General features: G+C 38.7%; 16 protein-coding genes. 8 read left to right on the top strand and 8 right to left on the bottom strand.

What is annotated here, in order from left to right:
- Nucleotides 1-81 precede the first annotated feature (81 nt).
- Entirely contained in the window at nucleotides 82-972 is an 891-nt protein-coding gene (locus tag BMY50_RS08980) for an AraC family transcriptional regulator (protein WP_162276565.1), read from the bottom strand.
- A 115-nt stretch (nucleotides 973-1,087) separates the two neighbouring features.
- On the opposite strand from BMY50_RS08980, the gene BMY50_RS08975 reads away from it, so the two are divergent.
- The 3 genes from BMY50_RS08975 to BMY50_RS08965 all read left to right on the top strand — a co-directional run bounded on the left by BMY50_RS08975 (nucleotide 1,088) and on the right by BMY50_RS08965 (nucleotide 7,806).
- Nucleotides 1,088-4,438, top strand: a complete 3,351-nt coding sequence (locus BMY50_RS08975; protein ID WP_093322460.1) for a DUF5107 domain-containing protein — start codon at nucleotides 1,088-1,090, stop codon at nucleotides 4,436-4,438.
- On the top strand, nucleotides 4,435-5,382 hold the full coding sequence (locus BMY50_RS08970) for an aldose epimerase family protein (RefSeq protein WP_093322456.1): 948 nt from the start codon (nucleotides 4,435-4,437) through the stop codon (nucleotides 5,380-5,382). The genes BMY50_RS08975 and BMY50_RS08970 overlap by 4 nt, the downstream gene beginning before the upstream one ends.
- Before the next feature lie 216 nt (nucleotides 5,383-5,598).
- Nucleotides 5,599-7,806, top strand: a complete 2,208-nt coding sequence (locus BMY50_RS08965; protein WP_093322452.1) for an alpha-galactosidase — start codon at nucleotides 5,599-5,601, stop codon at nucleotides 7,804-7,806.
- A gap of 89 nt (nucleotides 7,807-7,895) precedes the next feature.
- Here BMY50_RS08965 and BMY50_RS08960 read toward each other — a convergent pair whose 3' ends face one another.
- Genes BMY50_RS08960 through BMY50_RS08950 form a run of 3 tightly spaced genes read right to left on the bottom strand, consistent with a single transcriptional unit; the run spans nucleotide 7,896 to nucleotide 15,298 of the window.
- Nucleotides 7,896-10,742 carry a sugar-binding domain-containing protein gene (locus BMY50_RS08960; RefSeq protein WP_093322447.1) on the bottom strand — a complete coding sequence of 949 codons (2,847 nt, stop codon included), beginning with the start codon at nucleotides 10,740-10,742 and terminating at the stop codon, nucleotides 7,896-7,898.
- A gap of 28 nt (nucleotides 10,743-10,770) precedes the next feature.
- Nucleotides 10,771-12,291, bottom strand: coding sequence for a RagB/SusD family nutrient uptake outer membrane protein (locus tag BMY50_RS08955; RefSeq protein WP_162276564.1), 1,521 nt, complete (start codon nucleotides 12,289-12,291; stop codon nucleotides 10,771-10,773).
- A 13-nt stretch (nucleotides 12,292-12,304) separates the two neighbouring features.
- Complete coding sequence (locus tag BMY50_RS08950) at nucleotides 12,305-15,298, bottom strand: SusC/RagA family TonB-linked outer membrane protein (RefSeq protein WP_162276563.1); 2,994 nt, start codon at nucleotides 15,296-15,298, stop codon at nucleotides 12,305-12,307.
- 361 nt (nucleotides 15,299-15,659) lie between these two features.
- Here BMY50_RS08950 and BMY50_RS08945 point away from each other — a divergent pair, with 361 nt between their 5' ends.
- On the top strand, nucleotides 15,660-17,012 hold the full coding sequence (locus tag BMY50_RS08945; RefSeq protein ID WP_093322434.1) for a sugar porter family MFS transporter: 1,353 nt from the start codon (nucleotides 15,660-15,662) through the stop codon (nucleotides 17,010-17,012).
- A gap of 92 nt (nucleotides 17,013-17,104) precedes the next feature.
- Here the strand turns inward: BMY50_RS08945 and BMY50_RS08940 are convergent, their stop codons facing one another.
- Nucleotides 17,105-17,521, bottom strand: a complete 417-nt coding sequence (locus BMY50_RS08940; RefSeq protein ID WP_093322430.1) for an OsmC family protein — start codon at nucleotides 17,519-17,521, stop codon at nucleotides 17,105-17,107.
- Between the two features lie 57 nt (nucleotides 17,522-17,578).
- Nucleotides 17,579-18,571: an alpha/beta hydrolase gene (locus tag BMY50_RS08935; RefSeq protein ID WP_093322427.1), complete on the bottom strand. Its 993-nt coding sequence runs from the start codon at nucleotides 18,569-18,571 to the stop codon at nucleotides 17,579-17,581.
- Nucleotides 18,572-18,677: 106 nt separating this feature from the next.
- Between BMY50_RS08935 and BMY50_RS08930 the strand changes: the two genes are divergently transcribed.
- Nucleotides 18,678-19,643, top strand: coding sequence for a hydrogen peroxide-inducible genes activator (locus tag BMY50_RS08930; protein WP_093322422.1), 966 nt, complete (start codon nucleotides 18,678-18,680; stop codon nucleotides 19,641-19,643).
- A gap of 91 nt (nucleotides 19,644-19,734) precedes the next feature.
- On the opposite strand, the gene BMY50_RS08925 is transcribed toward BMY50_RS08930, so the two are convergent.
- Nucleotides 19,735-21,315 (bottom strand): calcineurin-like phosphoesterase C-terminal domain-containing protein, encoded by a 1,581-nt coding sequence (locus BMY50_RS08925; protein ID WP_093322417.1) that lies wholly within the window; start codon nucleotides 21,313-21,315, stop codon nucleotides 19,735-19,737.
- A 471-nt stretch (nucleotides 21,316-21,786) separates the two neighbouring features.
- Here BMY50_RS08925 and BMY50_RS08920 point away from each other — a divergent pair, with 471 nt between their 5' ends.
- Together BMY50_RS08920 and BMY50_RS08915 are read left to right on the top strand one after the other, a co-directional pair.
- On the top strand, nucleotides 21,787-22,359 hold the full coding sequence (locus tag BMY50_RS08920) for a YceI family protein (RefSeq protein WP_093322413.1): 573 nt from the start codon (nucleotides 21,787-21,789) through the stop codon (nucleotides 22,357-22,359).
- Between the two features lie 190 nt (nucleotides 22,360-22,549).
- On the top strand, nucleotides 22,550-23,128 hold the full coding sequence (locus BMY50_RS08915) for a phosphatase PAP2 family protein (protein ID WP_093322410.1): 579 nt from the start codon (nucleotides 22,550-22,552) through the stop codon (nucleotides 23,126-23,128).
- A gap of 105 nt (nucleotides 23,129-23,233) precedes the next feature.
- Here the strand turns inward: BMY50_RS08915 and BMY50_RS08910 are convergent, their stop codons facing one another.
- Entirely contained in the window at nucleotides 23,234-23,863 is a 630-nt protein-coding gene (locus BMY50_RS08910; protein WP_093322406.1) for a helix-turn-helix transcriptional regulator, read from the bottom strand.
- Nucleotides 23,864-24,360: 497 nt separating this feature from the next.
- Here BMY50_RS08910 and BMY50_RS08905 point away from each other — a divergent pair, with 497 nt between their 5' ends.
- Nucleotides 24,361-25,488 carry an efflux RND transporter periplasmic adaptor subunit gene (locus tag BMY50_RS08905; RefSeq protein WP_093322402.1) on the top strand — a complete coding sequence of 376 codons (1,128 nt, stop codon included), beginning with the start codon at nucleotides 24,361-24,363 and terminating at the stop codon, nucleotides 25,486-25,488.
- Nucleotides 25,489-25,498: the final 10 nt, after the last annotated feature.

Raw genomic sequence — 25,498 nt, 5'->3', positions numbered from 1 at the left:
ATTCTACAAATCGCAGCAAAAATAAAAAAAGCTCATAGTAGCTAAAACTAAGAATTGAATAGATAGGGACTGAATGTTCATTTACAGTTTAGGTTTTAGTGACCATCTCATGCGATAGTTTTTTGGAGAAATACCCATATGTGTAGTAAAGAGCCGCGAAAAATAATAAGGATCTTCAAGTCCGATAGCGAGGGCCACTTCAAAAATTCTTTTATCGGTGAATTGAAGGAGCTGGCAAGCTCTTTGGATTTTCAAGTGATTAAAGTATTCAATGGGCGAGTAGCCTGTTTTTTTATGGAAGATATTGGAAAAGTGCGAAATAGAAAGATGCACATGTTCGGCTATGTCTTTTAATGTTATAGGCTCGTTAACCCGATTTTTTAAAAATATAATCGCTTGATCTGTCGGGTCTTCTGTTTGCGTACCTTGAGAGAAATTAAACCGATCATGGAGTAGAAAAGCACTAAAATAGTATGGGAGTGTAAGAGCTATAAATTCCATGTTTTCTCGACTATAGCCTTGCTGAAGGGTACTGTAGATAGTATTAAATAGTTCGAGATGTTTTTCATTGTACATGATGCTGTTTTGCTGCGCTAGCATCTTTTTGTACAAACACGCACTTATGATATCGGATTGAAGTCCGCTAAAATGGGCCCAATAGATCGTCCAAGGGGAAATAGTGTCCGCATGGTAGGTGTGCTTGATAGAAGATGGAATAATTAAAAAGTCATTAGGATGGATTTCGAAGCTATGGTTGTTTATGATCGCGACACCTTTACCTTCAATACAATGGATTATAATATGTTCTTCCGTTCCTTCAGGTCGATCCCTATAATGGTGCTTTGCTTTTGGGTAATAGCCAATGTCCGTAATATAAAATTCTTTTGTTATTGGCTTATCCCGATATTGTTTAATAATCTTAGGAGGTATAATAATGGCACGTTCCCCTTCAAAGCCTTCTTTCTTTCTCATTATAAAGGTTGTTTGGTGGAGCAATTTAAGAAAATAATCCATTGTTAAAAACGATTTCTCCATTTTCATCTATTTAACAAAAACTACTTTTGCTATGTAAACCATTATCGTACTTATGCATACAGATGTAAATATTTGGAGTGAGGAGATAACCATTCCTACCTATAGCGTTGGTAAGCCGGAAAAAAATCCTATGTTTTTAGAAAAAAGGGTGTACCAGGGAAGTAGCGGTGTTGTTTATCCATATCCAGTAATTGAGAAAATAGCGAATGAGAAAGAAGACAGGGTATATCACGCAGTATTCTTGGAAAATAGCTATCTGAAAATTATGATTTTGCCTGAGTTGGGTGGTAGAATACAAATGGCTTATGATAAGGTAAAGAAAAGACATTTTGTTTATTACAATCAGGTGATCAAACCGGCCTTGGTGGGATTGACAGGGCCTTGGATTTCCGGTGGAATTGAATTTAACTGGCCACAACATCATCGTCCGAGTACTTTTCTACCGGTTGATTATACGCTTGAAGAGCGTGGTATGGGTGTGAAAACGATTTGGATTAATGAAGTAGAAGTGATGTTTCGTACAAAGGCCAAAGTAGGCTTCACATTATATCCCCAGAAGGCTTATTTAGAAATCGAAGCACATCTAACCAATAGAACCCTATTTCCTCAAACATTTCTATGGTGGGCGAATCCAGCTGTTAAGGTGAATGATTTTTATCAATCAATTTTTCCGCCTGATGTGCACGCCGTATTTGATCACGGTAAGCGAGATGTTTCCTCCTTTCCTATTGCAAAAGGAGTGTATTATAAAATGGATTATTCGCCCGGAACAGATATTTCCCGTTATAAAAATATCCCTGTACCCACCTCCTTTATGGCCGTTAACTCAAAGTATGATTTTATGGGAGGTTACGAGTATGATACCGCTGCTGGTATGCTTCACATTGCAAATCATCATACCGTTCCGGGTAAAAAACAGTGGACGTGGGGAAATGCGGACTTCGGACAAGCTTGGGATCGCAATCTTACGGATGAAGATGGGCCTTATATTGAGCTAATGACAGGGGCTTATACGGATAATCAGCCAGATTTTTCTTGGTTACAGCCCAATGAAGAAAAGTCATTTGTGCAGTATTTTATGCCATATAACACCATTGGTATGGTGAAAAATGCCAATAAAAATGTTGCGGTACATCTGGACCTGCAAGATGGACAGCTCACATTAGGGGTGTACGCTACCAGTACTTTCAAGAACATATATATTGTTCTGAAACGTGGAAGTACTCCTTTTATAGAAAGAACGTGTTCTTTATCTCCCTCAGAGGTATATATAGAAACAATTACGGCAGGGGTTGGGAACCAGCCCCTACACGACTATTTACTGGAAATATATAACAACAAGGAAAACTTGTTGATCAGTTATCAGCCAGAGAAGGAAGAGGAAAGAGAGATACCTCCTCCCGCAAGCCCAGCACCTAGTCCCATTGATGTACTTAACACAGAAGAACTTTATTTGCATGGCTTGCACTTAGAACAATATAGACATGCAACATTTGATCCAACCGCTTATTACCGAGAAGCCCTAAAACGTGACGCGGGTGATTTACGAAACAATAATGCGATGGGCCTCTGGTTGTTACGAAGGGGTATGTTTGAAGAAGCCGAAGGGTATTTCCGCAAAGCAAAGGAGCGCCTGTTTATGCGTAATGTCAATGCTTATGATAGTGAGGTGTTGTATAATCTTGGACTCACACTAAAGTTCAATAATAAGCTTATTGAGGCATATGAGCTATTTTATAAAGCGACATGGAGTGCTGCATGGAAAGACTGTGCCTATTTAATGCTTGCTAGAATTGATGTAGAGAAAGAAAACTATCAGTTGGCGCTGGAACATGCAGAGGCTTCGCTGAATCGAAATACGAAAAGTGGTCAAATATTACATCTTAAGGTGCTTATACTTAGAAAATTAGAAAAATATGAAGAGGCCTTGCGATGTGCTGATGAGGCGCTTACACTCGATCCATTTAATTACAGTGTTTATTTTGAAAAGCACCTACTCTTGTCGACGCTATCCAAAACAGCGGAAGCAATAACTGTTCGGCAGCACGCGGTATCCTTAATGGATGGGAGAGTCGATACTTTTATTGAATATGCACTTGATTATAAGCAAGCAGGTTGTTATGATGAAGCCTTCAATTTTTTGTTGTGGATAGCAGCTTCCGCAGCAAATAACCCATTATTGAATTACCATATAGGTGCTATCTTATGGACCAAAGGAACATTATCAGCGGCTCATTCTTACTTTGATAAAGCATCATCATGCACACCTGATTATTGTTTCCCTAACAGGATTGAGGATATGATCGTATTGGAGCAAGCCATTCAACTTAATTCCGCTGACGCGAAAGCATACTACTACCTTGGTAACTATTGGTACGATAAAAGGATGCATCAAAAGGCCATTTCCTGCTGGGAGGAGTCTGTAAAGTTGGACCCTCATTTTGCAACTGTGAAAAGAAACCTTGCTTTAGCTTACTATAATAAGTTGAAGGAGTATGGAAAGGCTAAGGATATGCTGGAAGAAGCATTTTTATTGGATAGTACGGATGCGAGAGTATTGATGGAGCTAGATCAATTATATAAATTACAGCAGGTCGCCCCGCAGAAAAGGTTGGACTTTTTGGAAATGCATATGCCTTTGGTAGAAGATCGTGATGACCTATTTTTAGAACGTATCACCCTTTTGAATTTGTTGGGAAGAAATGAAGAAGCGTATAGCTTATTAAATATGCGACAATTTCATCCGTGGGAAGGCGGAGAGGGAAAGGTTACAGATCAATTTTTAGTAGCGGGACAAGAACTTGCTAAAGCCGCACTTTTAAATAATGATGCTTTGAATGCACTGAATTACCTCCATGTGTTGAAAAAATATCCATATAATTTAGGAGAAGGAAAGTTGCCGAACACCGCTGAAAATGATGTAAACTACCTAGAGGGACTGACATATGAACAACTTGGAGAAGACGAAAAAGCTAATCAACAACTGACGTTGGCTACCAACGGTGATGAGGAACCTGTACAAGCCATTTTCTACAATGATCCACAACCGGACAAGATTTTTTATCAGGGGCTAGCTTGGCTGAAATTGGGCAAGCGTGATAAGGCAAATCGGATTTTTAACAAGCTATTAGCTTTTGGTAATAAGCACCTACATGACACCATTGCAATTGATTATATGGCCGTGTCACTGCCTGATCTCTTGGTCTTTGAGCAAGATCTTTCATTTAAAAATCATATCCATTGTTTATATATGATAGGACTTGCAGCGCTCGGTTTTGGTAATATAGCAGAAGCAGTCGCTTATTTCGACCAAGTTCTTCAGTTGAACAACAGCCATATGGGCGCTAGAATACATAAAAAAATGGTGCCTTTTCTGAAACAGCTTACCGGCATAAATATATGAAGCAGCTTCTGCTAAAGAATAAGAGTGGAATCCAGGTAGGGATTACTAATCTGGGAGCTACGCTTACTAAATTACTGGTGCCGGATAGAAATGGCAAGTTAACAAATGTTGTCTTATCATATTTACTTCTGCCTGATTACATACCTGATCCCTATTATATTGGGGCAACAATTGGTAGGTATGCCAATAGAATAAAGGCAGGTAAATTAACGATTGATAATAAATGTTGTCAGTTATCTGTTAATGAAGTCGCAGCGAACAACCATTTACATGGTGGATTTTCAGGTTTTAGTAAAAAGCTTTGGCAAATAGTTAAACAGACGGACGATAGGGTTGATCTTGCCTATACCAGCTCAGATAATGAGGAAGGATATCCCGGTAAGCTAAATGTTATCGTTTCATTTCTGCTAAATAACGATAACGAATTATGGATTCACTATCAAGCTACCACTAATAAAACAACCATCGTTAATCTATGTAACCATAGCTATTTTAACTTATCCGATTCGTCGGACATTCGTACCCATCATTTGCAAATTCATACCGAATACTACACACCGGCTGATGAACATAATATTCCGATAGGCAGTATTGCATCAGTAGAAAATACAATTTTTGATTTCAGGAAAGATAGCCTTCTAAACGCTGCTATGCTGAAGTTTGATACGGTGAACTACGTTTTTGGTGATAAGCGTGGACTACAGTTGATGGCGACGCTCATGGATAAGCTTAGCGGAAGATGTCTGCAGATTAGTTCTACGCAACCAGGAATGCAATTGTATTTTGGAAACTATTTATCAGATCCCTTCCAGCCTTATCAAGCATTATGTTTAGAGCCACAGCATTTTCCTGATGCCCCAAATAAAAAAGCATTTCCTTCGCCAATATTAAAGCCATCAGAAAGGTATAGTCATTCCGTTTGTTATAAATTCAGTATAGTTTAACGCGCTTTTTTGACCTAATAAAATACCAAACGAATCATTTGGTAGAATGAATAAAAAGGGAAATTCGTTGGCTAATTTTCTAATGGATTTTCTTTAATTCTAAATTAGTTTTACTTATTGCTATGGAATAGTTACTTTTGCTTGATAGTAGTACAGACTAGTATAGATCGAGTTGGTTACTAATCAAAAAACACCTAAGAACAATTACATCATCATATGAAGAGATCCATTCTATCCTTATTAGCGATTTGCTGCTATATCTTTGTGAGCGCTCAGTCGAATGGTTTGCAATTGAAAACAACGGAGCAATTGGTTTTGGAAACCAAAAATCAAGCATTAGTATTGCAAATCGAAGAAAACAAAGATGTTAATATGGCCTATTTAGGCCCCAAGCTTCATAATAAGCAAGAATACAACATGCTGGCATCAGCGTATAAGCAAGCGGATGACTATACAGGCATGTATAAGGCAGCCTACACTGCTTCCGGATCTCGTAATCTATTAGAGCCTGCTATTAGCGTTATTCATGCCGATGGCAACCAATCGCTAGATTTAAAATATGTCAAACATCAACAACGAGAAATAGAACCCAATGTTACCCAACTTAAGGTGACCGTAAAAGATGCTGTATATGCCCTTGAAGTAGATCTTTACTATCAAGTATATGCCGCCGAAAATGTAATAGAGCAATGGGCTGTAATTAAACACCAAGAAAAGGGAACAATTGAATTAACAAAATATGCTTCCGCCAATTTGAATATCAAGGCAGAAAGTTTTTGGCTTAAACACTATCATGGTGATTGGGCAATGGAAATGCAGCCTGAGGAAACCAAACTCACACATGGCATTAAAACGATTGATAGTAAATTGGGTACTAGAGCTAATTTATTTCAACCTTCTGCTTTTATCTTGTCCTTTAATGAACCTTCTCATGAAGATGTAGGAAGTGTGTTGCTGGGTGGTTTAGAGTGGGGTGGTAATTTTAAGCTCGACTTTGAACTAGATCCTCAAGATAATTTACGAATATTAGCCGGTATGAATAATCATGCATCTAACTACGTATTGAAAGCAAACGAGGAGTTTATTACGCCTAAATTTCTATACACGCTGTCGAATAATGGGACCGGGGAAGCAAGTAGAAATTTGCACAATTGGTCGAGGAAATATAAACTATTGGATGGCCAAGGAGAGCGTTTAACTCTTTTGAACAACTGGGAGGCTACATACTTTGATTTTAACGAAAATAAATTGTTTTCCTTGCTAAAGGATACAAAAAAGTTGGGTGTTGACTTATTTTTATTGGATGACGGGTGGTTTGGTAATAAGTATCCGAGAAACGGCGACACTTCTTCGCTAGGTGATTGGGAAGAAAATAAGGAAAAGCTTCCGAATGGATTGATTTCTTTGATTAAAGAAGCTTCGAGCAATGATGTGAAATTTGGCATTTGGGTAGAACCTGAAATGGTCAGCCCTAAGAGCGAGCTTTATGAACGGCATCCTGACTGGGTTGTGAAACAGGAAAACCGCCCAGAGTATTATTTTCGTAGTCAGCTGGTACTGGATCTGTCCAACCCAAAAGTGCAGGATTTCGTGTTTAAAACACTTGATGATTTATTTATTAAAAACCCTGGTTTAGCCTACGTGAAGTGGGATTGTAACGCAGTCATTTACAATGCGCATTCGCCATACTTGAAAGAGCAGGCCAATTTTTACGTCGATTATGTTCGTGGATTATACAAAGTACTGGAAAGAATTAGGGGAAAATATCCGAAGATACCTATGATGCTCTGTTCAGGAGGTGGTGGTAGAGTAGATTACGGGTCGTTGCAATATTTTACTGAATATTGGCCAAGTGACAATACAGATCCTTTGGAACGTATTTTTATGCAGTACGAATATTCATATTTCTACCCAGCCATAGCCAGCTCCAACCATGTAACGGACTGGGGCAAACAACCTATCAAGTTCAGGGTTGACGTAGCGATGATGGGAAAAATGGGTTTTGATATTGTCGTGAGCGAGCTCCCGGAGAAAGACCTTCAATTTTGCCAACAGGCAGTTCAAAATTATAATCAGTTAAAAGATGTAATTTGGCATGGTGATCAGTTTAGGCTGGCAAACCCCAGAGAGGAAGATTATGCATCCATCTTATACGTCAACAAAAATAAAGATACAGGCCTCCTATTTAACTACCTTGTCAATTACCGTTATAATACTGGCACAGCAGGCCCGATTAAATTAAAAGGACTGGATCCTAACAAACAATACCGACTGGAAGAAATTAATCTATACGATCAATCAGTGTCTCCAATTGATAAGAATCAATTGTATTCTGGCGACTTTTTAATGAAGGTAGGCTTTAATCCGCAACTAAAAGCGAGCAGAAAAAGCGTAGTATTGAAAGTGACTGCTAATGGAGTTTAACAGGCGCCGAAGGCGTTCTGGTTTGTGTTTGACTAGTTAAAAAGGAGCACCATCAATTGTTGCCAATGATGGTGCTTGGTAGTTTTTTTTTAATTACTAAGATTACTGATTACTTTTTCGTCGACCTTTGTCTTGGGATTAAATTTTTGACTGTTCATGTAGTTTGTTAAACTATACAAAAGTTGCCTTGATTCAGGTCGGTGTTCAATATCTGTCAGGAAATCAATTCCCGACACGAGTAAATTGCCTTTACCCACTTTGCATTCAAATAACAAAGATAGTGGTCGAGCAGTTACCCAATCATCTATTACTCTTACAATGGGGTCGATTGACGGATCAACAGCATCCAACTTGATAGTATTACAATGTGTCATTGCATCCCACCATTGCCAATTACTGTGGTATTCAGTTGGGAAATTGGCTAACGCAGGATGTTGAGGATTACACAAGATACCCAAGGTTACGGGCGGTTGCTGTTTTGTCCATGCGGTGTTCCAGAAAATGCTAGAAAACCCGACGGCTATATCTCCTCCCTTTTCAGGTTTTAGGGCCCCTTTTTTGAGGGTTAATAAAACATTCCCTCCGTTATTTAACAGCTTTCTAGCCTTCTCGTCTAGTTGTTGCGTTACATATACTTCTTGGCCGGGAGCGGGTAAATGACTTGGGTATACGAAAAAATGCCAAGAATTAGTAAAATCTCCCACACTTACCTTTAATGTTAATTGAGAAGCCTGTTTAATATGTTGTAAGTCGGCACTAACGCTACCGAGGGAGAAATTATGTCCAATTGGGATACTTCCCTTTTTTAGCTCTCCAGTAGCATAGGCTTTTCCGCTTTTATCAGTGATGGTCCAAATAGGTGTTTCATTTTGTAAGGGTGCATTGCCATAATGAGCAATTTCAATCGGCACGTTAAATGCTTCGTTATTTAAAAAGTTCATCTTAGGAAAACGCGCTAGTGGTACAGTGCTATTGCAAAATTCGCTATAGCCTTTTGCATCGATGTAGCCCTTGCTTTTCCAAAAAGGATTTAATACGCCCACTAAAGCAGTGCCCTGCCCAGGGAAATCATGCAAATCTAATAGCTGGAAGCCGCTAAAGCCTGGTGTTCTTAAAGCTGCTTCTATGTCTGCTTTATAGCACAAAGCTTGTAATTTACCGGATGCCATTAAAAACTTCTCTGCTAAATCAGCCATTCCGTTGGCCTTTAATTTATCTCTAAAGATTTCAAAATTTTTGGCCTTGAGTACCCCCGTGTATTCTTTTATCTCTTTGAAATCAGGATATACGCACCACTGTCCAATTTCATGGCTAATGGTGGGGATGTTAAATTGCTTAATATCGTCAAACCAGTCATAATTGCTACGCGGGATCTCTTTGTTGATAATAGAATTGAGCCCTTCACCCCATCCTTGTATTCTCGGTTCAGGGATGTCATTATAATCATTTTCAGGTATTGCTGGCCATCCTGCTGCCGAGGTGTAGAGTCTTCTGCCGTCCTTTTTTTTCCAATATTTTACGAACTCGGTTAGGAACTGTTTGTGATTTTTACCTCCTGGTTCATTGCCATACGCCATCAATGAGAAGGAAGGATGATTGCCATAATCTTTAACAATGCGCTCGCTTTCATCATAGATAAACTGATCGATAGGCTTACCGTCTCCTAGACCTGAACCCTGATTGGCCCAAGAGCTACATTCTATCTGAAGGTACATGCCCAAGCTATCCGCTGCATCAAATGCAGCCTCTGGTGGACACCAAGAATGAAAACGAATGTGATTCAACCCATAATCTTTGCAAACAGAAAAAATTTCAGCCCACGATGTGATGTCTGTAGGAGGGAAGCCTGTCTTTGGAAAAATGGCACTTTCAAGGGTTCCTCTAAAAAACACAGGCTTATCATTTAATAATATCTGCCTGCCTTTGGTCGAGAAATTCCGCATGCCAAATACTTTCAGTTGCTGGTCTGCAATGGAGTCACCTACATTTAATTGGGCATTCATCTCATATAACGTTGGATTAAATTCATCCCAAATAGCCGGATGCTCTCCCATAGGATAGGCTATTTCTAACGCATTATCGCCTTCCACGATCGTTAGTTCTTGCGTTAAATCGTTTATGCTTTTATTATTTTTTTGTTTTAATGCAGCTTGTAGGTGGATACGAGCCTGCCGCGCAGCTCCTTTGTTCGTTATTTTAAATTTGGCAAGCACTTCTTTTTTCTGAACATCTGGAAATAGTTGTAAGTCAGTTATTTGTATCTTTTCTAAAGGCTCAACATATAATTTACCAATCATTCCATTCCAATTACTTTGGGTATGATCGGATATACTGTGGGAGTTAGGACCAACATCGATATCTTTTACACGGTTATCAATACGTATCGTTATTGTATGTTTTCCTGGCGTTAATAAGCCTGTCAGGTCATAACGATGGGCTGTTGCTAAACTATTCTTCATGCCTACCTTTTTACTATCTATCCAAACAGTGCTTTCCCAGTGGCTTCGTTCAATAAACAATTCAGCTCCATTTTCATATCCTTTTTCTGGTATGTCGACATCCTTTTGGTACCATGCTGCTCCTTTATAATATTTTGTAGGTTGAAGCCAGTAAGGAACTTTAACATTTCCTGCTTTTCTATAGGGAGCATATTCCGCCTCGGTAAACCAAGCTGAATCATTAATGCCTCCTGTCCAAGGCGTATTGATATCCACTTCCTTGCCTTTACCATTGGTAGTCATTGATCCTGGTAGTGTGACTTCCTCATCCAATTTTTTTTCATACCATTTGCCTTCAATACCTTCATCTTTCTCATCCATGGCGAAGCGCCACTTTCCATGTAAATCAATTTCCTGCTTTGGATTAAATGTACCTTTACAACCGATAAAAAGTGTAAGTAAGGGAATAAGAAATAATTTGCTAGCTTTATTTAACATATCATAAAATTTAAGGGCACCTAAAATGCTACCAGTTTGGATTTTGAGTCATATTCGGGTTTGTATTTAATTCATGTTGCGGAATAGGAAAATAGGCGTGCTTAGGCAAGGTTAAAAACTGTCGTCCCTCCTTATCACTGTTTTTTATTTCCTGTTCAATTAAACCCCACCTTTTGAGATCATAAAACCGCAAGCCTTCTCTAAAAAATTCAATCATCCGTTGATGTATCAGCTCATTTTTCAATGCTGCATCAGTCATTCCATCCGTAAGAGGTTTTAAATTAGCTCTTTGTCTTACACGATTTATCAGTGGATAAGCCTCCGCAGATCTATTTAAGTTAATGAGCGCTTCCGCACGCATTAATAGAATATCAGCAAAACGGAGCACCTTTTCATTAATTTCAGAAATAAATATACCTTCATCGTTCTGCCTCCAATTCTGGTATTTTCTAATCATCGAATGAAAGCCGAATTGCGGTTTAAAAGTAGAGAATGGTTTGTTATAATACATAGCATTCGGGTAATTCCAAACGAGCGAAGCATACATTCTCGGGTCAAAGTCATTATCGATTGTTTTTTCTTGTTGAAATGCTTCAAATATTTTATTGGTGGGGAAAGCTTCAAACCAACCTGCAACCTCCGCTGGGGCAAACTCCTGAGCAACAGTTGTACCTTGCGATTCATTTGCGTTCTCTCCCGCCCACGGGCTAGGACCACCCACATTCTGCATCTGTATTTCAAATAACGATTCCTTATTGTTATCGAATTCGGCCATAAAGTTATGTTCGTAATCAGCTAGTAGGTCATAGCTAAAAGGGGCCTTAGTAACAATATCTAATTCCCTTTCCGCATCCGTCCACCGTTCCATGTAAAGATATGCCTTTCCCAACATACCGATCGCCGCACCTTTGGTAGCACGACCTACAGATTCACTGGGATATTCGAGCGGTAATATTTCTTTGGCTTCGGATAGATCGCTTACGATAAGATTCCAAATATCTTCTTCAGGAGAGGCACTAACAAAATAGTCTTCTCGGTTTTGAGGCACGATGGTGATAACAGGAAGAGAACCAAAGTTTATTACGAGATGGAAATAGCTTAAGGCACGAAGGAATTTCGCTTCCGCTATTAAAGTCGATTTTTTTGCTTCATCCATTTCTATTTTAGGTGTATTTTCAATCACTTGATTTGCCCTAAATATTGCCTTAAAGCCGGTAGCATAAATGTCGCGGGGTGTTTGCGTTGTCGGATTATTTGTAAAAGTAGAAAGCTGATAAAGCGCTTGGACATCATTGCGTATAAAAAAGTCGTCTCCTCTTCCATTGGTAAGCTCAACACCTCTAACACCGAAGAAGCCTCCGTTTATATCCTTAAAGACCTTATAAGTGGCTGCAAGTCCACTTAATACATCGCCCTCTGTTTTCCAAAAATTTTCGTTGGTTAAGGAGTTTGGATTTTCTAGCTCCAGTTTCTTGGTGCAGCCTACAAAAAGAACTAAAAACAGCAGCAATGTTGCTAATATGTTTTTATTTTTAATTCCACGTATCATAATGTTAAGAATTTTAAAATGAAATCTGTACACCCAACATGGATGTTCTGGCCAAAGGGTAAGCAATATGACCATAATCCACCCCTCTGTCTAAAATCGATCCGGCTCGTCCTAAGTCGGGATTATACCCTTTATATTTTGTGATAGTAAAGAGATTGTCAAAACTCACATAAATTCTACACTTACTGATTTTTAACCTTTCTGAAAGCGTTTCAGAGAAGGTATATCCCATTTGTAAGGTTCTTAATCTTAAATATGAACCATTTTCGAGAAACCGATCGGATGTTTGCGAATTTAAATTAGGATCGTTGATGACCGCTCGAGGTATATCGGTATTCCTATTTTCGGGTGTCCAGGCATTTAAGGTAGATTTTGCATAGTTGAATTCGGCGCTCATGCCTTCTAAGTCCTGCCGCAAACCATTGTAGATTTTATTTCCGTAAGTACCTTGAAAGAAAAGATTAATATCAATGTTTTTCCACTGCGCATTTCCTCCTAACCCAAAACTAAATTTAGGTGCCGGACTTCCAACATATTGTCGGTCGTTTTGATCTATTCTCCCGTCGCCATTCGCGTCGGTAAAACGGATATCACCCGGTTTTGCATTTGGCTGTATGAGCTGCCCATTTACATTATGAGCTTCCACTTCTTCTTGCGATTGGAATATGCCCGCTGTTTTTATTAAGTAAAAGGCACCAACAGGCCATCCCGCTTGTGTGACGGTCGCATTCGCTCCATGATGAGTAGGGCGTCCTCCAAAGATCTGCTGGGAGCCGGTTCCCAGTTCGAGTACCTCATTGCTGACGGTAGAAAATGTAGCATTGACGCCATAATGAAAGTCGCCTTCTTGTTTGTTATAAGCGATATCTGCCTCGAAACCGCGGTTGCGGATACTTCCGGCATTCAGATAGGGACTTTGAGCACTTGCACCTGTCGAAAGTGGGATAGGTACTTGTAATAATATATCTTTACTATCTTTAACAAAGTAATCGGCAATTATCGATAAGTTGTTGTTAAACAGTCCAATGTCTAATCCGGCATTATAGGTGACTGAATTTTCCCATCGTATATCAGGGGTAGCAAATGCTAATTGAGTAGCTCCTGGCATCAAATGCTGATCGGCACCTATTACATAATTTATGTTAGGGTTAATATTGGCTAAAAACTGGTAATCTGCTATCTCTTGGTTACCCAATTCGCCATACCCTGCACGTAGCTTTAAGGTGGTAAGTACGGTGTTTGAATGGTTAAAGAAGGGCTCGTTTGAAATATTCCATGCAGCAGCTACAGATGGAAAATTCCCGTATTTATAAGCATTGCCGAATCTTGAGGAACCGTCTCTACGTAAAATAGCCGTTAACGTATAACGATCATCATAGGTATAAATAGCTCTTCCAAAATAAGATATCAAGGTGTTTTCCCAAGCATTTGATCCAGCAACTGTATTCGTAGTACCTGCATCTATTACCTCAATTCCACGAGGCATTCCGCTTTTGCTTCCGCTTAATGATCTATAGTTGGTATTCTGATAGGTGTACCCAGCCATCGCTTGTATTTGGTGCTTATTAAAGTCCTTATCGTAGGTAAGGGTATGTTCTTGCAATACAGTAGATTTCTCGTTTCTACTTTCGCTCAGATTCGCCATGCGATTGATAAACAGCGTGCCTACTTCGTAAGGATATTGGTAGGTGAAGTTTCGGCCATAAGTGCGTGTATAACCTGCATTATATTTATAGTTTAACCCCTCTAATATGTTGAACTGGGCATATGCGTTAATGACGGCATTCGTTGCATAAACTTCTGGTTTTTCGAGATTGAGCTGGGCAACCGGGTTGGCCACATTCATAACAGGGCCGTAGGCGCCACCATATCCACCTTCCGCTGTGGGGTCATAGACATTAAATACGGGAATCATCTTCAGTGAAGCACCAACAGGCCCTCCTCCTTGTCCGCCCCATCCATTAGCCATGTTTCTCCACTTTTCATTCGATAGTATAACCGTTTCGCCAACCTTAAGGCGACCTTTGGTGAAATCGGTCTTAATCCGTAGGTTATATCTTTCATAATAAGTTTTACGTACAATCCCGTCCTGGCCAAAATAATCCCCTGATATATTATAGTGGAAATTTTCACCTCCACCATTCGCGTTCAGATTGTAGTTTTGCATGGGTGCAGTCGTAAAAACCTCGTCTTGCCAATCTACGTCCGCTAGTTCAGCATAATTATTAGCAATATCCAGACGGGCCAAACCTGCATTATCATGTGCTGCATTACTTACTTGCGCCCATTCCGCGGCGTTTAGCACATCGAGTCTTTTGGCCAAATTTTGTAGACCATAGTTTGCTAAAAGAGAAATATTGTTGCTTCCTGTAGTTCCTCCTTTAGTTGTAACCAGCACCACTCCGTTTGCTGCCCTAGAGCCATAAATGGCGGCAGCGGAAGCATCTTTCAGTATGTCCATTGAGGCTATATCATTGGGAGCAATATTGTTGATGTTATCTACTTGCACCCCGTCGACGATGTAGAGCGGATTATTGTTATTTAAAGATCCGGTTCCACGAATAAGCACGCGCACACCTGAACCAGGGTTGCCACCGCCTGACTCGATTTGTACACCTGCAACTTTACCTTGAATGGCTTGCCCAATATTATTAAATCCTTCAGAAACAATATCATCAGCAGATAAGGACGCGATAGCACCTGTGATATTTGATCGTTTTTGCGTACCATATCCAACCACTACCACTTCATCTAGGGCTTGGTTATCTGCATTTAATTGGACATTCAGTGCATCGAACTTTTCTATCAATATCTCTTTTGTTTGATGCCCTACGAAAGTAAAACGTAGCCTATCGCCTAAAACAACAGGAATTTGATAAACCCCCTCCTTGTTAGTGGAGGTTCCTTTTCCGGCTTTTCCCACAATGGCTACGGAAACACCATTTAACGGTTTGCCTGTTTGATCGCTAACAACTCCATTTATATTTTTCTGATTTTGCTGGGCCATAATCGATTGAAAGGATATACAACAAAATAAAAAAATAAACACCTTGTATTTTAAGGCGGCTAAACATGGAAATCGGCATTTTATAATATTGCAGTATTTCATAAATGTTTATATTGGTTAATAATTAGTAGGTTATACCGCAAATGTAGAAAGCGAAGAGCTTACCTTAAATAGAGAATAATAGGGAAAAGATGGATTATATTACAAATACAAATTAGAGACTGATCGTGGTTGCTTTCCTGTGAAATTTTAATGATGAATCGTAATATAGTCTATTGTTTTCATAATACTTTCCATTTTTTCTTTTAGGCAAAGTTCGAATCTTTGTTTCTAATGATAAACCTATAGCTACTGTATCTATATGACTGCTACGCAACAATCAGTGACGTTTAAAAATGCTTATATACTAGGAATTTCCTTTATTTCTGCTCTTGGAGGGTATCTGTTTGGCTTTGACTTTGCCGTAATAGCTGGTGCTTTACCTTTTCTTCGTCCTGAATTTGAATTAAATGCTTGGTGGGAGGGATTTCTTACCGGTTCATTGGCCCTAGGCTGTATAGTAGGTTGTTTAATAGCAGGAGGTTTCTCAGAACGCTATGGGCGTAAGCCAGGTTTGATGCTTGCCGCATTTATTTTTGCTGTCTCGTCATTGGGAATGGCCTTTTCATCTGGCCTCACCCTGTTTGTTGTCATGCGTTTTGCAGCAGGTATTGGTGTGGGGATGGCCTCCATGCTAAGTCCATTATATATTGCAGAAGTATCTCCAGCAAATATCCGTGGACGTAATGTTGCGATTAACCAGTTGACTATTGTTGTAGGTATTCTAACCACTAATTTAGTGAATTACACCCTTGCTGATAACGGTCCGGATGCTTGGCGTTGGATGTTTGGGTTAGGGGCGCTCCCCGCAACGTTGTTTTTTTTAGGTGTAATCTGGTTGCCTGAAAGTCCAAGATGGTTGCTTAAAGCAGGGAAAGCAGAAGAGGCAAAAAAGGTCTTAAATAATATTGGTAGCGAAGTGTTTGTAGAAGATACCTGTCGCGATATACAGCAATCGCTTCGAGGGACTACTAAACAATCTTTTAAGGCAGTTTTTGAAAAAGGAGTTCGTCCAGCAGTGATTGTCGGAATAACGCTTGCTGTTTTTCAGCAACTTTGCGGTATTAACGTTGTCTTCAATTATACCTCAACCATATTTGAGTCAGTGGGTGCTGATTTAGATCGACAGTTATTTGAAACGGTAGCTATTGGTTTAGTCAATTTAGTTTTTACGCTGATAGCCATGTGGCAAGTTGATCGTTTGGGTCGGCGTCCACTGATGCTCATCGGTTCACTCGGATTATCAATCGTATATATAGTATTGGCATACTTACTTCAAAGCCAGGCGGCGCCAAGTTTGGTTTCCGCTTTTGTATTGATCGCTATTGCCATGTATGCAACATCATTGGCGCCAGTAACCTGGGTGTTGATATCGGAAATTTTTCCGAATAGGATACGTGGGTTGGCCTCTTCGGTAGCTATTGTATCGCTTTGGATTGCTTATTTTATCTTGGTGTTTACCTTTCCAGTTCTAGCTGAAGTGTTAGGAACATACGGACCATTTTATCTTTATGCGGGTATCTGTTTGTTGGGTTTTCTTTTTGTAAAGCGCAAGGTGAAAGAAACAAAAGGACAAACCTTGGAACAACTAGAACAACAATTAATTGAGCATTGACGCTCTTAATTAAGAGAGGGAATTCGATATTTCAAATTGTGGATAGATGTAAAGCACAGCGATAATAGGGGAACGCTGTGCTTTAGATTCATTTATACCAAGGACGCATCAAGCGTAATATTGGTGTTCAGTAACTTAGAAATTGGACAGATTTCTTTAGCCTTTTGGGCGATTTCTTTAAATTCTGCTTCGGTAATTCCTTCTACTTCTCCTTTTAAGATCAAAGCGATATTGGTAATAGAACCATCTTCAAAAGTAACTTGCGCTTCCGTATCTAAATTACCGGGTGTATACCCTTTTTCGCTAAGCAAGAAGCTAAGCTGCATAGTAAAACATCCGGAATGTGCGGCGGCCACCAACTCTTCAGGGTTCGTACCTACACCTTGTTCAAAACGGGTTTTAAAAGAAAGTTGAGCGTTATCGAGTGTATTACTTTGTGTGCTAATGGTACCTTTACCTTCCATTCCGGTACCTTTCCAATTGGCATTTGCTTTTCTTGTAAATTTCATGATTTTTATTTTATAATGTTACTAATTTAATGAATTATTGCCTTCGCTTGTATTATGTTAATGTAGTTTTTCTGTTAATGCATTGATGGCCTGTTTGATTGCTGCCCTTGGCGCGGGTGTATTCGTTATTGGATTCAGCATGACAAAATCGTGTATGGTTCCTAGGTAACGGGTGCTAGTGACTTTTACTCCAGCGGCGTTGAGTTTTTTTGCATAGGCTTCTCCCTCATCTCGTAGCACATCATTCTCTGCCGTGATAATCAATGCTTCCGGGAGTTCCTTCAATTCTTCAAAGCTGGCGCGGAGAGGAGAGGCCGTAATATGATCACGTACCCTTCTGTCGGGTGCATAATTGTCCCAAAACCAGATCATCGCGTTCAGCGTTAAAAAATGTCCATTAGCAAACTGTTGGTAGGAGGCTGTGTTGAATGCTGCATCTGTTACAGGATAAAATAGTAGTTGAAAGTCTATTTTTGGACCTTTACGTTCTTTCGCCATCAGTGTTACCGCAATGGCCATATTACCCCCCACACTATCCCCACCTACAGCAATTTTTTGGGTGTCAAGTCCAAAAGATGCTCCATGATCCTTTATCCATTTAGTAGCGGCGTAAGCCTCTTCGTTTGCCGTCGGATACTTGGCCTCAGGAGAGGGAGAATAATTAACAAAGGCGACTGCTATATTTGCCCCAACAGCTAGTTCTCGCACCAATCGGTCATGTGTAAAAGCATCACCTAGTACCCAACCGCCTCCATGGAAATAAATCAATACGGGTAGATTTCCTTTCGTTTCACTAGGCTTGACAATGCGTAAGGAAATGGATTTTCCGTCTATTTCTATGTTTTTTTCTTCCGTGTCGACAGGCAATTTTTCGACAGTTGTTGATTGGGCATCGATGAGTACTTGGCGAGCATCTTGAATAGACAATTCATAAAGTTGAGGCCCGGTATTTCCATGGACAGCTTTTAAGAATTCATGTGTTTCTTTTTCTACGCTATAGCTTCCGGCAAGGGAAGGGTCGATTTGGCCAAAGATGTTTGAAGTTTCCATAAATTTACTTTTTAATGCTTCTTGTTATTTATGGAACCAAAAGTAGGGTGCATTTGTTTATAATTCAAATTGATAATTTTTTATCTTTATAAAATTTATTTATAATATGACTTTGCAACAGCTTAAATATATAATTGCCTTAGATAAGGAGCGACATTTTTCTAAAGCAGCAGAGGAGTGTATGGTATCGCAGCCAGGCTTAACCATTCAATTAAAAAATTTAGAAGAGGAAATCGGCGTGAAAATTTTTGACAGAAATAAAGTGCCGTTAAAACCTACTATACTCGGAGAACAGATTATCAACAAAGCAAAAAAGATAATGAGGGAGGTTGATGAAATGCAAAACCTTATTATTAGTGAAAAAAATACACTGGCGGGTAATATAAATTTGGGAGTCATCATCACCCTCTCTCCGTATATAGTACCCGATTTTATTCAGAAGATGCGGGAAATAGCTCCTCAACTACATCTTACTATTAAGGAAGGTTCTACCTTATCGTTAATGAATGATTTAGAAGCTGGAATAATCGATATTGCACTGATGGCAACACCAACAGGTAAGAAAAACTTAAGGGAATTTCACGTCTTTAACGAACCTTTTATTGCGTTTCTGCATGCAGATCATCCAGCAGCGAATGAACCATTGTATAAAATGACAGATATAGGTGCAAATTCGTTGTTATTATTGCATGATGAGTATTGCTATAATGCGCAGATGTTGGCTATTTGTGATATAGATTATACCAATGAGTCTTCTAATTATTCCTATGACATCCGTACAATAGAAACGTTAAAAAACCTAGTAAGAGCAAATTTGGGCTTTGCCATCATCCCAGAACTATCTATTCTTCATGAATTACCCAATCCGCTTTTTAAAAAGTTTATGGACCCACAACCCGTTCGGGAAATCAGCCTTGTCGTAAATGATTCCTTTTCGCGCAAACTTTTATTAGAGAAAATGAGCCAAGTTATATGGAATAATCTTCCAGAAAATCTCAAAACGGCATTTCCATATAAGAAAATAAAATGGAATGACTCTCCCTATTTCTTCAAATCGATAAGTAATAAATAATTGAAAATAACTTGCTTACTATTCAAAAAAACTATAATGAATTACAGTTACTTTTAGTGTATTTTCTACTTTTTTGTATATTCAATTAATTTTAATTTGCCTGTTCTGCTATCTCATAATTTATTATTTCCGTTGAGATTTTTCCATAGCGATCAGTTGCTTTCACTTCTATCTGATGCGCACCAACAGTCAATTTTGTGGGTATTACTCCCCGCCAGAGATGCGTGCAGTCTTCGGGATTGGACGGACGCCTACCAGATAAAAGTATTTTACTATGGTCGTATTTATGTAAAATATCCAAGAAGTTTGGATCGGCCCCTTCTACATATTCCATTTTTTTCCAAGGACCGTTGTCTACACGATACAGAACATCATCACCTTTGGCTCCCATAAAAAAGTTGGCGTAAATACCCGCAGACGTTCTTTTGTTACGGGGCAGGATTTTTGGTGCGAAAAGTTCGATCTGGTAATCTGCAGGCTTTCCGGCAACTTTATAATCAATACTATATTCATTACCTTTAAAAGTAATAAAAGCATAGCCTTTCGGTGTACCATCGCGCATAGTCGAGATAGGAACGCCTTGCTCGTTCAATTCACCCGAGTACCAATCACCCGAAGTAGTACCTGCATTGTATTCATGGTGTGGCTTTTCTTGTTGCCAACCGTCTTCTTTGGTGTAGAAGTTTTGTCGTTGTAGATGCGTATGGGCTGATAGAGATAAGGTATGAGGGAAGTCTTTCAGCAAGTCGAACAAGCGCTGGCGATCGTTATTTCTAAAGGCGTCTTCCTCGTGATGCATTAAAGGAATATGAAAAGCCAACACGATCAAATGATTTTTGTCAATATATTTTAAATCGTTTTCAATGAACTGTAACTGATCTTCGCGAAAGCCTCCCCAATAACTTTTGTTATCACGTGGATCAGGATAAAGAATGTCATCCAGCACAATAAAATGTGCTTTTCCTACATTAAATGCATAATTGACTGGCCCGAAATTAGCTTCGAACGTTTCGTCGGATAACGAGTCGGCGGTGGCGTCAAAATTCATATCATGGTTTCCCATTAAGTTGTACCACGGCAAACCAACTTCTTTTACCGCTTTTATATAAGGACTGTGTAAGCTAAGATCATTTCCTACTAAATCTCCCAAGCTTAAACCGAAAGCAACTCCTTTAATTCCTACAACTTCTGATACTATGCCTTTAGAGAAGTACTCGATTTCCTTTTCATCATAAGGTTGTGGATCGCCAAAAATAAGTGCTTTAAAGTTATCATTTTCCTCTTGCTTGATTAAAGCAAAGTTTAGAAGTTTAGGTAGCGGCCCAGTAGGGGATACACCCTTATATTTGAAGTCGGCAGGCGAACCGTTTGGTTTATGAAGGTAATAGTTTTGGGGTAAATTGTTTTCGTTAAGCGGTGATTGATACCCGGTGGGTTTGATCACGAATATTACTTGATCTTCTCTCGCAGGTAATTCATAATAACCTTTGTCGCTCGTTTGAGCAACCTCAATTCCGTTACTGACAGACACTTGTGCTAAACCAATTTCTTTTTTATCCATTTTCCCATTCCCATTAGCATCATCGTATACATAACCTTTAACGAACTCCTGTCCGTAACTAAGTGAGGAAAAAAAAAGGGAGGTGAAAAATAAAAAGTTAGATTTTTTCATGCAAATAATGGGTGTGAAATGTTAAAACAATGTATTAAAAGATAACCGTCTATTATATTGGGTGCAATGATAGCATTATCGTGTTTTTAGATTGTTAATTCAACTTTATGAAAAGGTTAACAATGATTAGTAATAATGTTAAACGAATATAACAAGGCAAGAACCTATGTGTTTAATTTTTAGTAAATGACAAATAAATTACAAATACCATTTGTCTTAGTGTTTTTTGTACACTATCTTTGTGTCATCATAATTTAGGTTTATAATTGGTTAGTTAAAGGTCTTCAATCTCCCCGGTTGAAGATCTTTTTTGTTTATGTCTACTCTCGTTGCTTTTATTCTGGATATTGTTTACAAGAAGTTTTAAACAAAATGAAAACATTATTTGTCTTATTTAACGATTCATGATTTCTTTTGAGTAATATTATTGAATATAAATAATCCTTGTCATTCATCAGTAAACAACAAATTATGAAAAAGTTATTAGTTCTCCTGCTATTAGCAGCAATATCCTTACCAGGCCTGGCCCAAACGATCTGGAAAGCCGACAAAGCACATACGCAAATTAAATTTGATGTTACCCACATGGGGATCTCCACTGTTTCAGGCGCATTTACAGATTTTGAAGCGAGCCTAACCACCACAAAAGATGATTTTAGCGATGCTGTATTTAATTTTACTGCAAAAGCGGTTTCTGTCAATACAGGTATTGAACAGCGTGATAAACATTTAAGAAGTGCAGATTTTTTCGATGTAGAACAATTTTCAACATTGTCTTTTAAAAGCACTGGCCTTGAGAAAATTAGTGAGGGGAGATATAAACTTTCCGGTGACCTGACCTTGCATGGTGTTACTAAACCCATTCAATTAGAATTGTGGCATAGAGGGACGATCACGAATCCAAAGAGTAAAAAGCAGGTTGCTGGTTTTAATGTGTCAGGCAGTTTGAACCGATCCGATTTTGCAATTGGTACTAAGTTTCCGGCAGAGATGTTAGGGGAGCAAGTAAAACTTACTGCCGATGGTGAATTTAGCGTAGAATAGATTTTAAGGTGATCGATAATTATAAATTATTTTGTCTCAGCATTTTTATAAATGATCGTTAGGTCATAATTTAGCTTTATAATTGCTTAGCTAAAGGTCTTCAATTTCACCGATTGAAGACCTTTTTTTATTTATACGATATGATCTTTTCCCGATTTTTGGCTATGTTTGAGATTTAAATCTTTACTTGATGAAAGTCTGGGCCTTTATCCTTATTCTTTTCACTTATAACACTGTAGATGCACAATCTGCGATAGACAAAATAGATTTAAGGATTTTAGAAAGTTTAGCTGCAAAACGTACCATGCAACAAACCAAGGTTATGCGGGTTATCTCTGATGCTAATAATTATGTCAATGCTGCCATTCCAATTGGACTTTTTGTAGCTGGAGCTATAGATGGTAATAAAGGAATGCGTCAGAACGCTGCTTATGTCGCAAGTAGTACTGCCACTACAGCCTTACTGAATTTTGCGCTCAAAAAAATATTTAAGCGCCCAAGACCTTTCATTGCCCACATCGGATTTAAAGCAGTATATGAACCAACTAGTTATTCTTTTCCGTCAGGGCACACATCCGCATCATTTAGTACGGCAACAGCTTTATCGCATGCTTATCCGAAATGGTATGTAATAGCTCCTTCTTTCATTTGGGCCGGTTCCGTAGGGTATTCAAGAATGTATTTGGGTGTGCATAACCCCTCTGATGTTGCTGTTGGAGCTGTGTTAGGTGCTGGTACAGCATTTGGATTGGGCTTTATGAGGCCATGATTTTGGTTATTTGTTGTTGGTTATTAGTTATTGGAGTGGCCGAAATTAATGATCACACCCTAAAACTAGCTTTAAATTTCACGATTTACCTATTCAACTATTTTCTTAATTAACAAATATTTTATAGGCACACCTTCTAGCTCCAGCGAGTATATGATCAACACGTTCTATGTTTACGCCTTCTCCCAACACCTTCTGAAAAGTATTGAGTTCAGATTGACAGAAACCTTGACAAGTTTGTGCCGCAGCGCAAATAGGGCAGTGATTTTCAATTAATAGATAGCCATTTTCAAGTTTTTGATATTCGGCCATGTACCCTTCTTTATTACGAATTTTTGCTAATTTATTCACTTTGTTCTCTAAATCGCTGTAACCGTCTAGAAGATCCATATATTTTAAAGTACCGCTTTTTTCGTTTTCATCAATAACAGTTTGTAATGCCTGTTCTCCTAAGCTTGTGCGAATAAGCTGAATTAACTTGACAGTAAGATCAGCATGTGTATCTGGAAAACGAGCATGCCCAGCTGTTGTTAATGTCCAGATCTGTTGAGGACGGCCACGTCCTTTGGCCTTAGTAGTGGATGTAACAAGACCTTCAGTAGCTAGTTTTTGTAGTTTAAACCGCGCTCCTTCAGTAGTGATTTGTAGCTCAGAAGCCACATTAGCCAATATTTGAGGCCCTTTTTTCTTGAGCAGCCATAAGGCGCTATCGTAATCTTCTAAATTATGACTCATAATAAACAAAGTAATTACTTGGTTTAATAAGCAAATGTACTAACTTTGACCCATAAATTAAAATAATTGCCTATGAAACAACATTAATAAATCCTGGACTATCGGTTTTGTACAATCTGGGTGCCAGCGCTGGTCAGAATATGCTATACCTTCGTGTTAATAAATAATAAATGGTGAAAGTTGAGACGAAAATATTTATCAGTGTTCTGACAGAAGAAAAAAGATCTAACACCATGATTGAAGAAGAAATTAGCTAGTGCACCTCACTTCTTAGTAGGTCAACCTTATATTTTATAAACGAAATAGCAAAGCTATTGCGATTCAAAAAAGGAATTTTTTTGAAAGGGGATATCTTTTGCCATATAGTAAAGAAAAAGAAATTAAAATAATATCAAATGAACCGTCCATGTTTAAAATTTCATTTTTATCACACAAGGAAATGTAAATTTTCAACATGGTAAGCTCCATCTGACCGATGGATAAAAAATTATTTACAGATGAAAAGATATATAGATTATTGGTTAATGGTAATAGTTGCTCTTAGCTTACCTAGTTGCAAACAAAGCTCAGGAAAAGAGGAACAGTCGGATAATTTAGAACAATACCCTGTTAGTGCCTTGCATTTACAATCTATAAAAGTGTATCAAGAGTATCCTGCAACCTTAAAAGGAGAGCAAAATATAGAGATTAGACCCAAAGTGGATGGTTTTGTAGAAAAGATTTATGTTGATGAGGGTGAGCAAGTTAAAAGGGGACAGGCCTTATTTAAAATTCACGCGCCGCAATATGAGCAGGAAGTGCGTACAGCAAGCGCCGCTATAGCGAGTACAGCAGCTGAGGTAAATACAGCTCGTATGCAATATAACAAAACGAAACCCTTAGTGGATGAAGATATTATAAGCAAATATGAGTTAGAACAAGCAGCGAATTTATTGGCGACAAAAGAGGCTGCATTGCAACAGGCTAAAGCAAACTTAATAAATGCCAAAACCAATGTAGGTTATACAATTATCAATAGCCCGGTATCCGGAGTTGTAGGAAATTTACCCTATAAAATAGGGAGTTTAGTAAGTAATACTTCTCCACAGCCGCTAACAACTGTTTCTAATATTGGAAAGATACACGCCTATTTTTCTTTTAACGAACGCCAGTTTTTGGATTTTATGGGTTCTCCTGAAGGAGAAAATCTAGAAAAGAAGCTCGAAAAGTTACCTAAAGTGAGATTGATATTAGCTAATGGAAGCGAATATCCACAAAGTGGAAAAATAGAAACAATAGGAGGGTTAATTAATACGGAAACTGGATCGATTAATTTAAGAGCAACATTTCCCAACCCCGCATTTTTAATAAAGAGCGGAGCAAGTGCTGTGCTAAAAATTCCCGCTGAAATTAAGGATGCGCTAGTCATTCCTGCCAAGGCAGCGCAAGATATTCAAGGCAAATTGTTTGTGTATACGGTTGATAGTCAAGGAGTCGTAAAAAGTAGAGAAATACAAATCATGGAACTTCCATTAAAAGATCAGTATGTAGTTAAGAGAGGGCTACAAGCTGCTGACCAGTTAGTTTTGGAAGGGATTATGGGGCTACAAGATGGGGAAAAAATAAAACCATTACTAAAAAAATAGTTGTCATTAT

Source organism: Olivibacter domesticus (assembly GCF_900109575.1).
Classification (GTDB): Bacteria; Bacteroidota; Bacteroidia; order Sphingobacteriales; family Sphingobacteriaceae; genus Olivibacter; species Olivibacter domesticus.
Note: the sequence above shows the minus strand (reverse complement) of the source record. Positions and strands in the feature narration are given on the sequence as shown.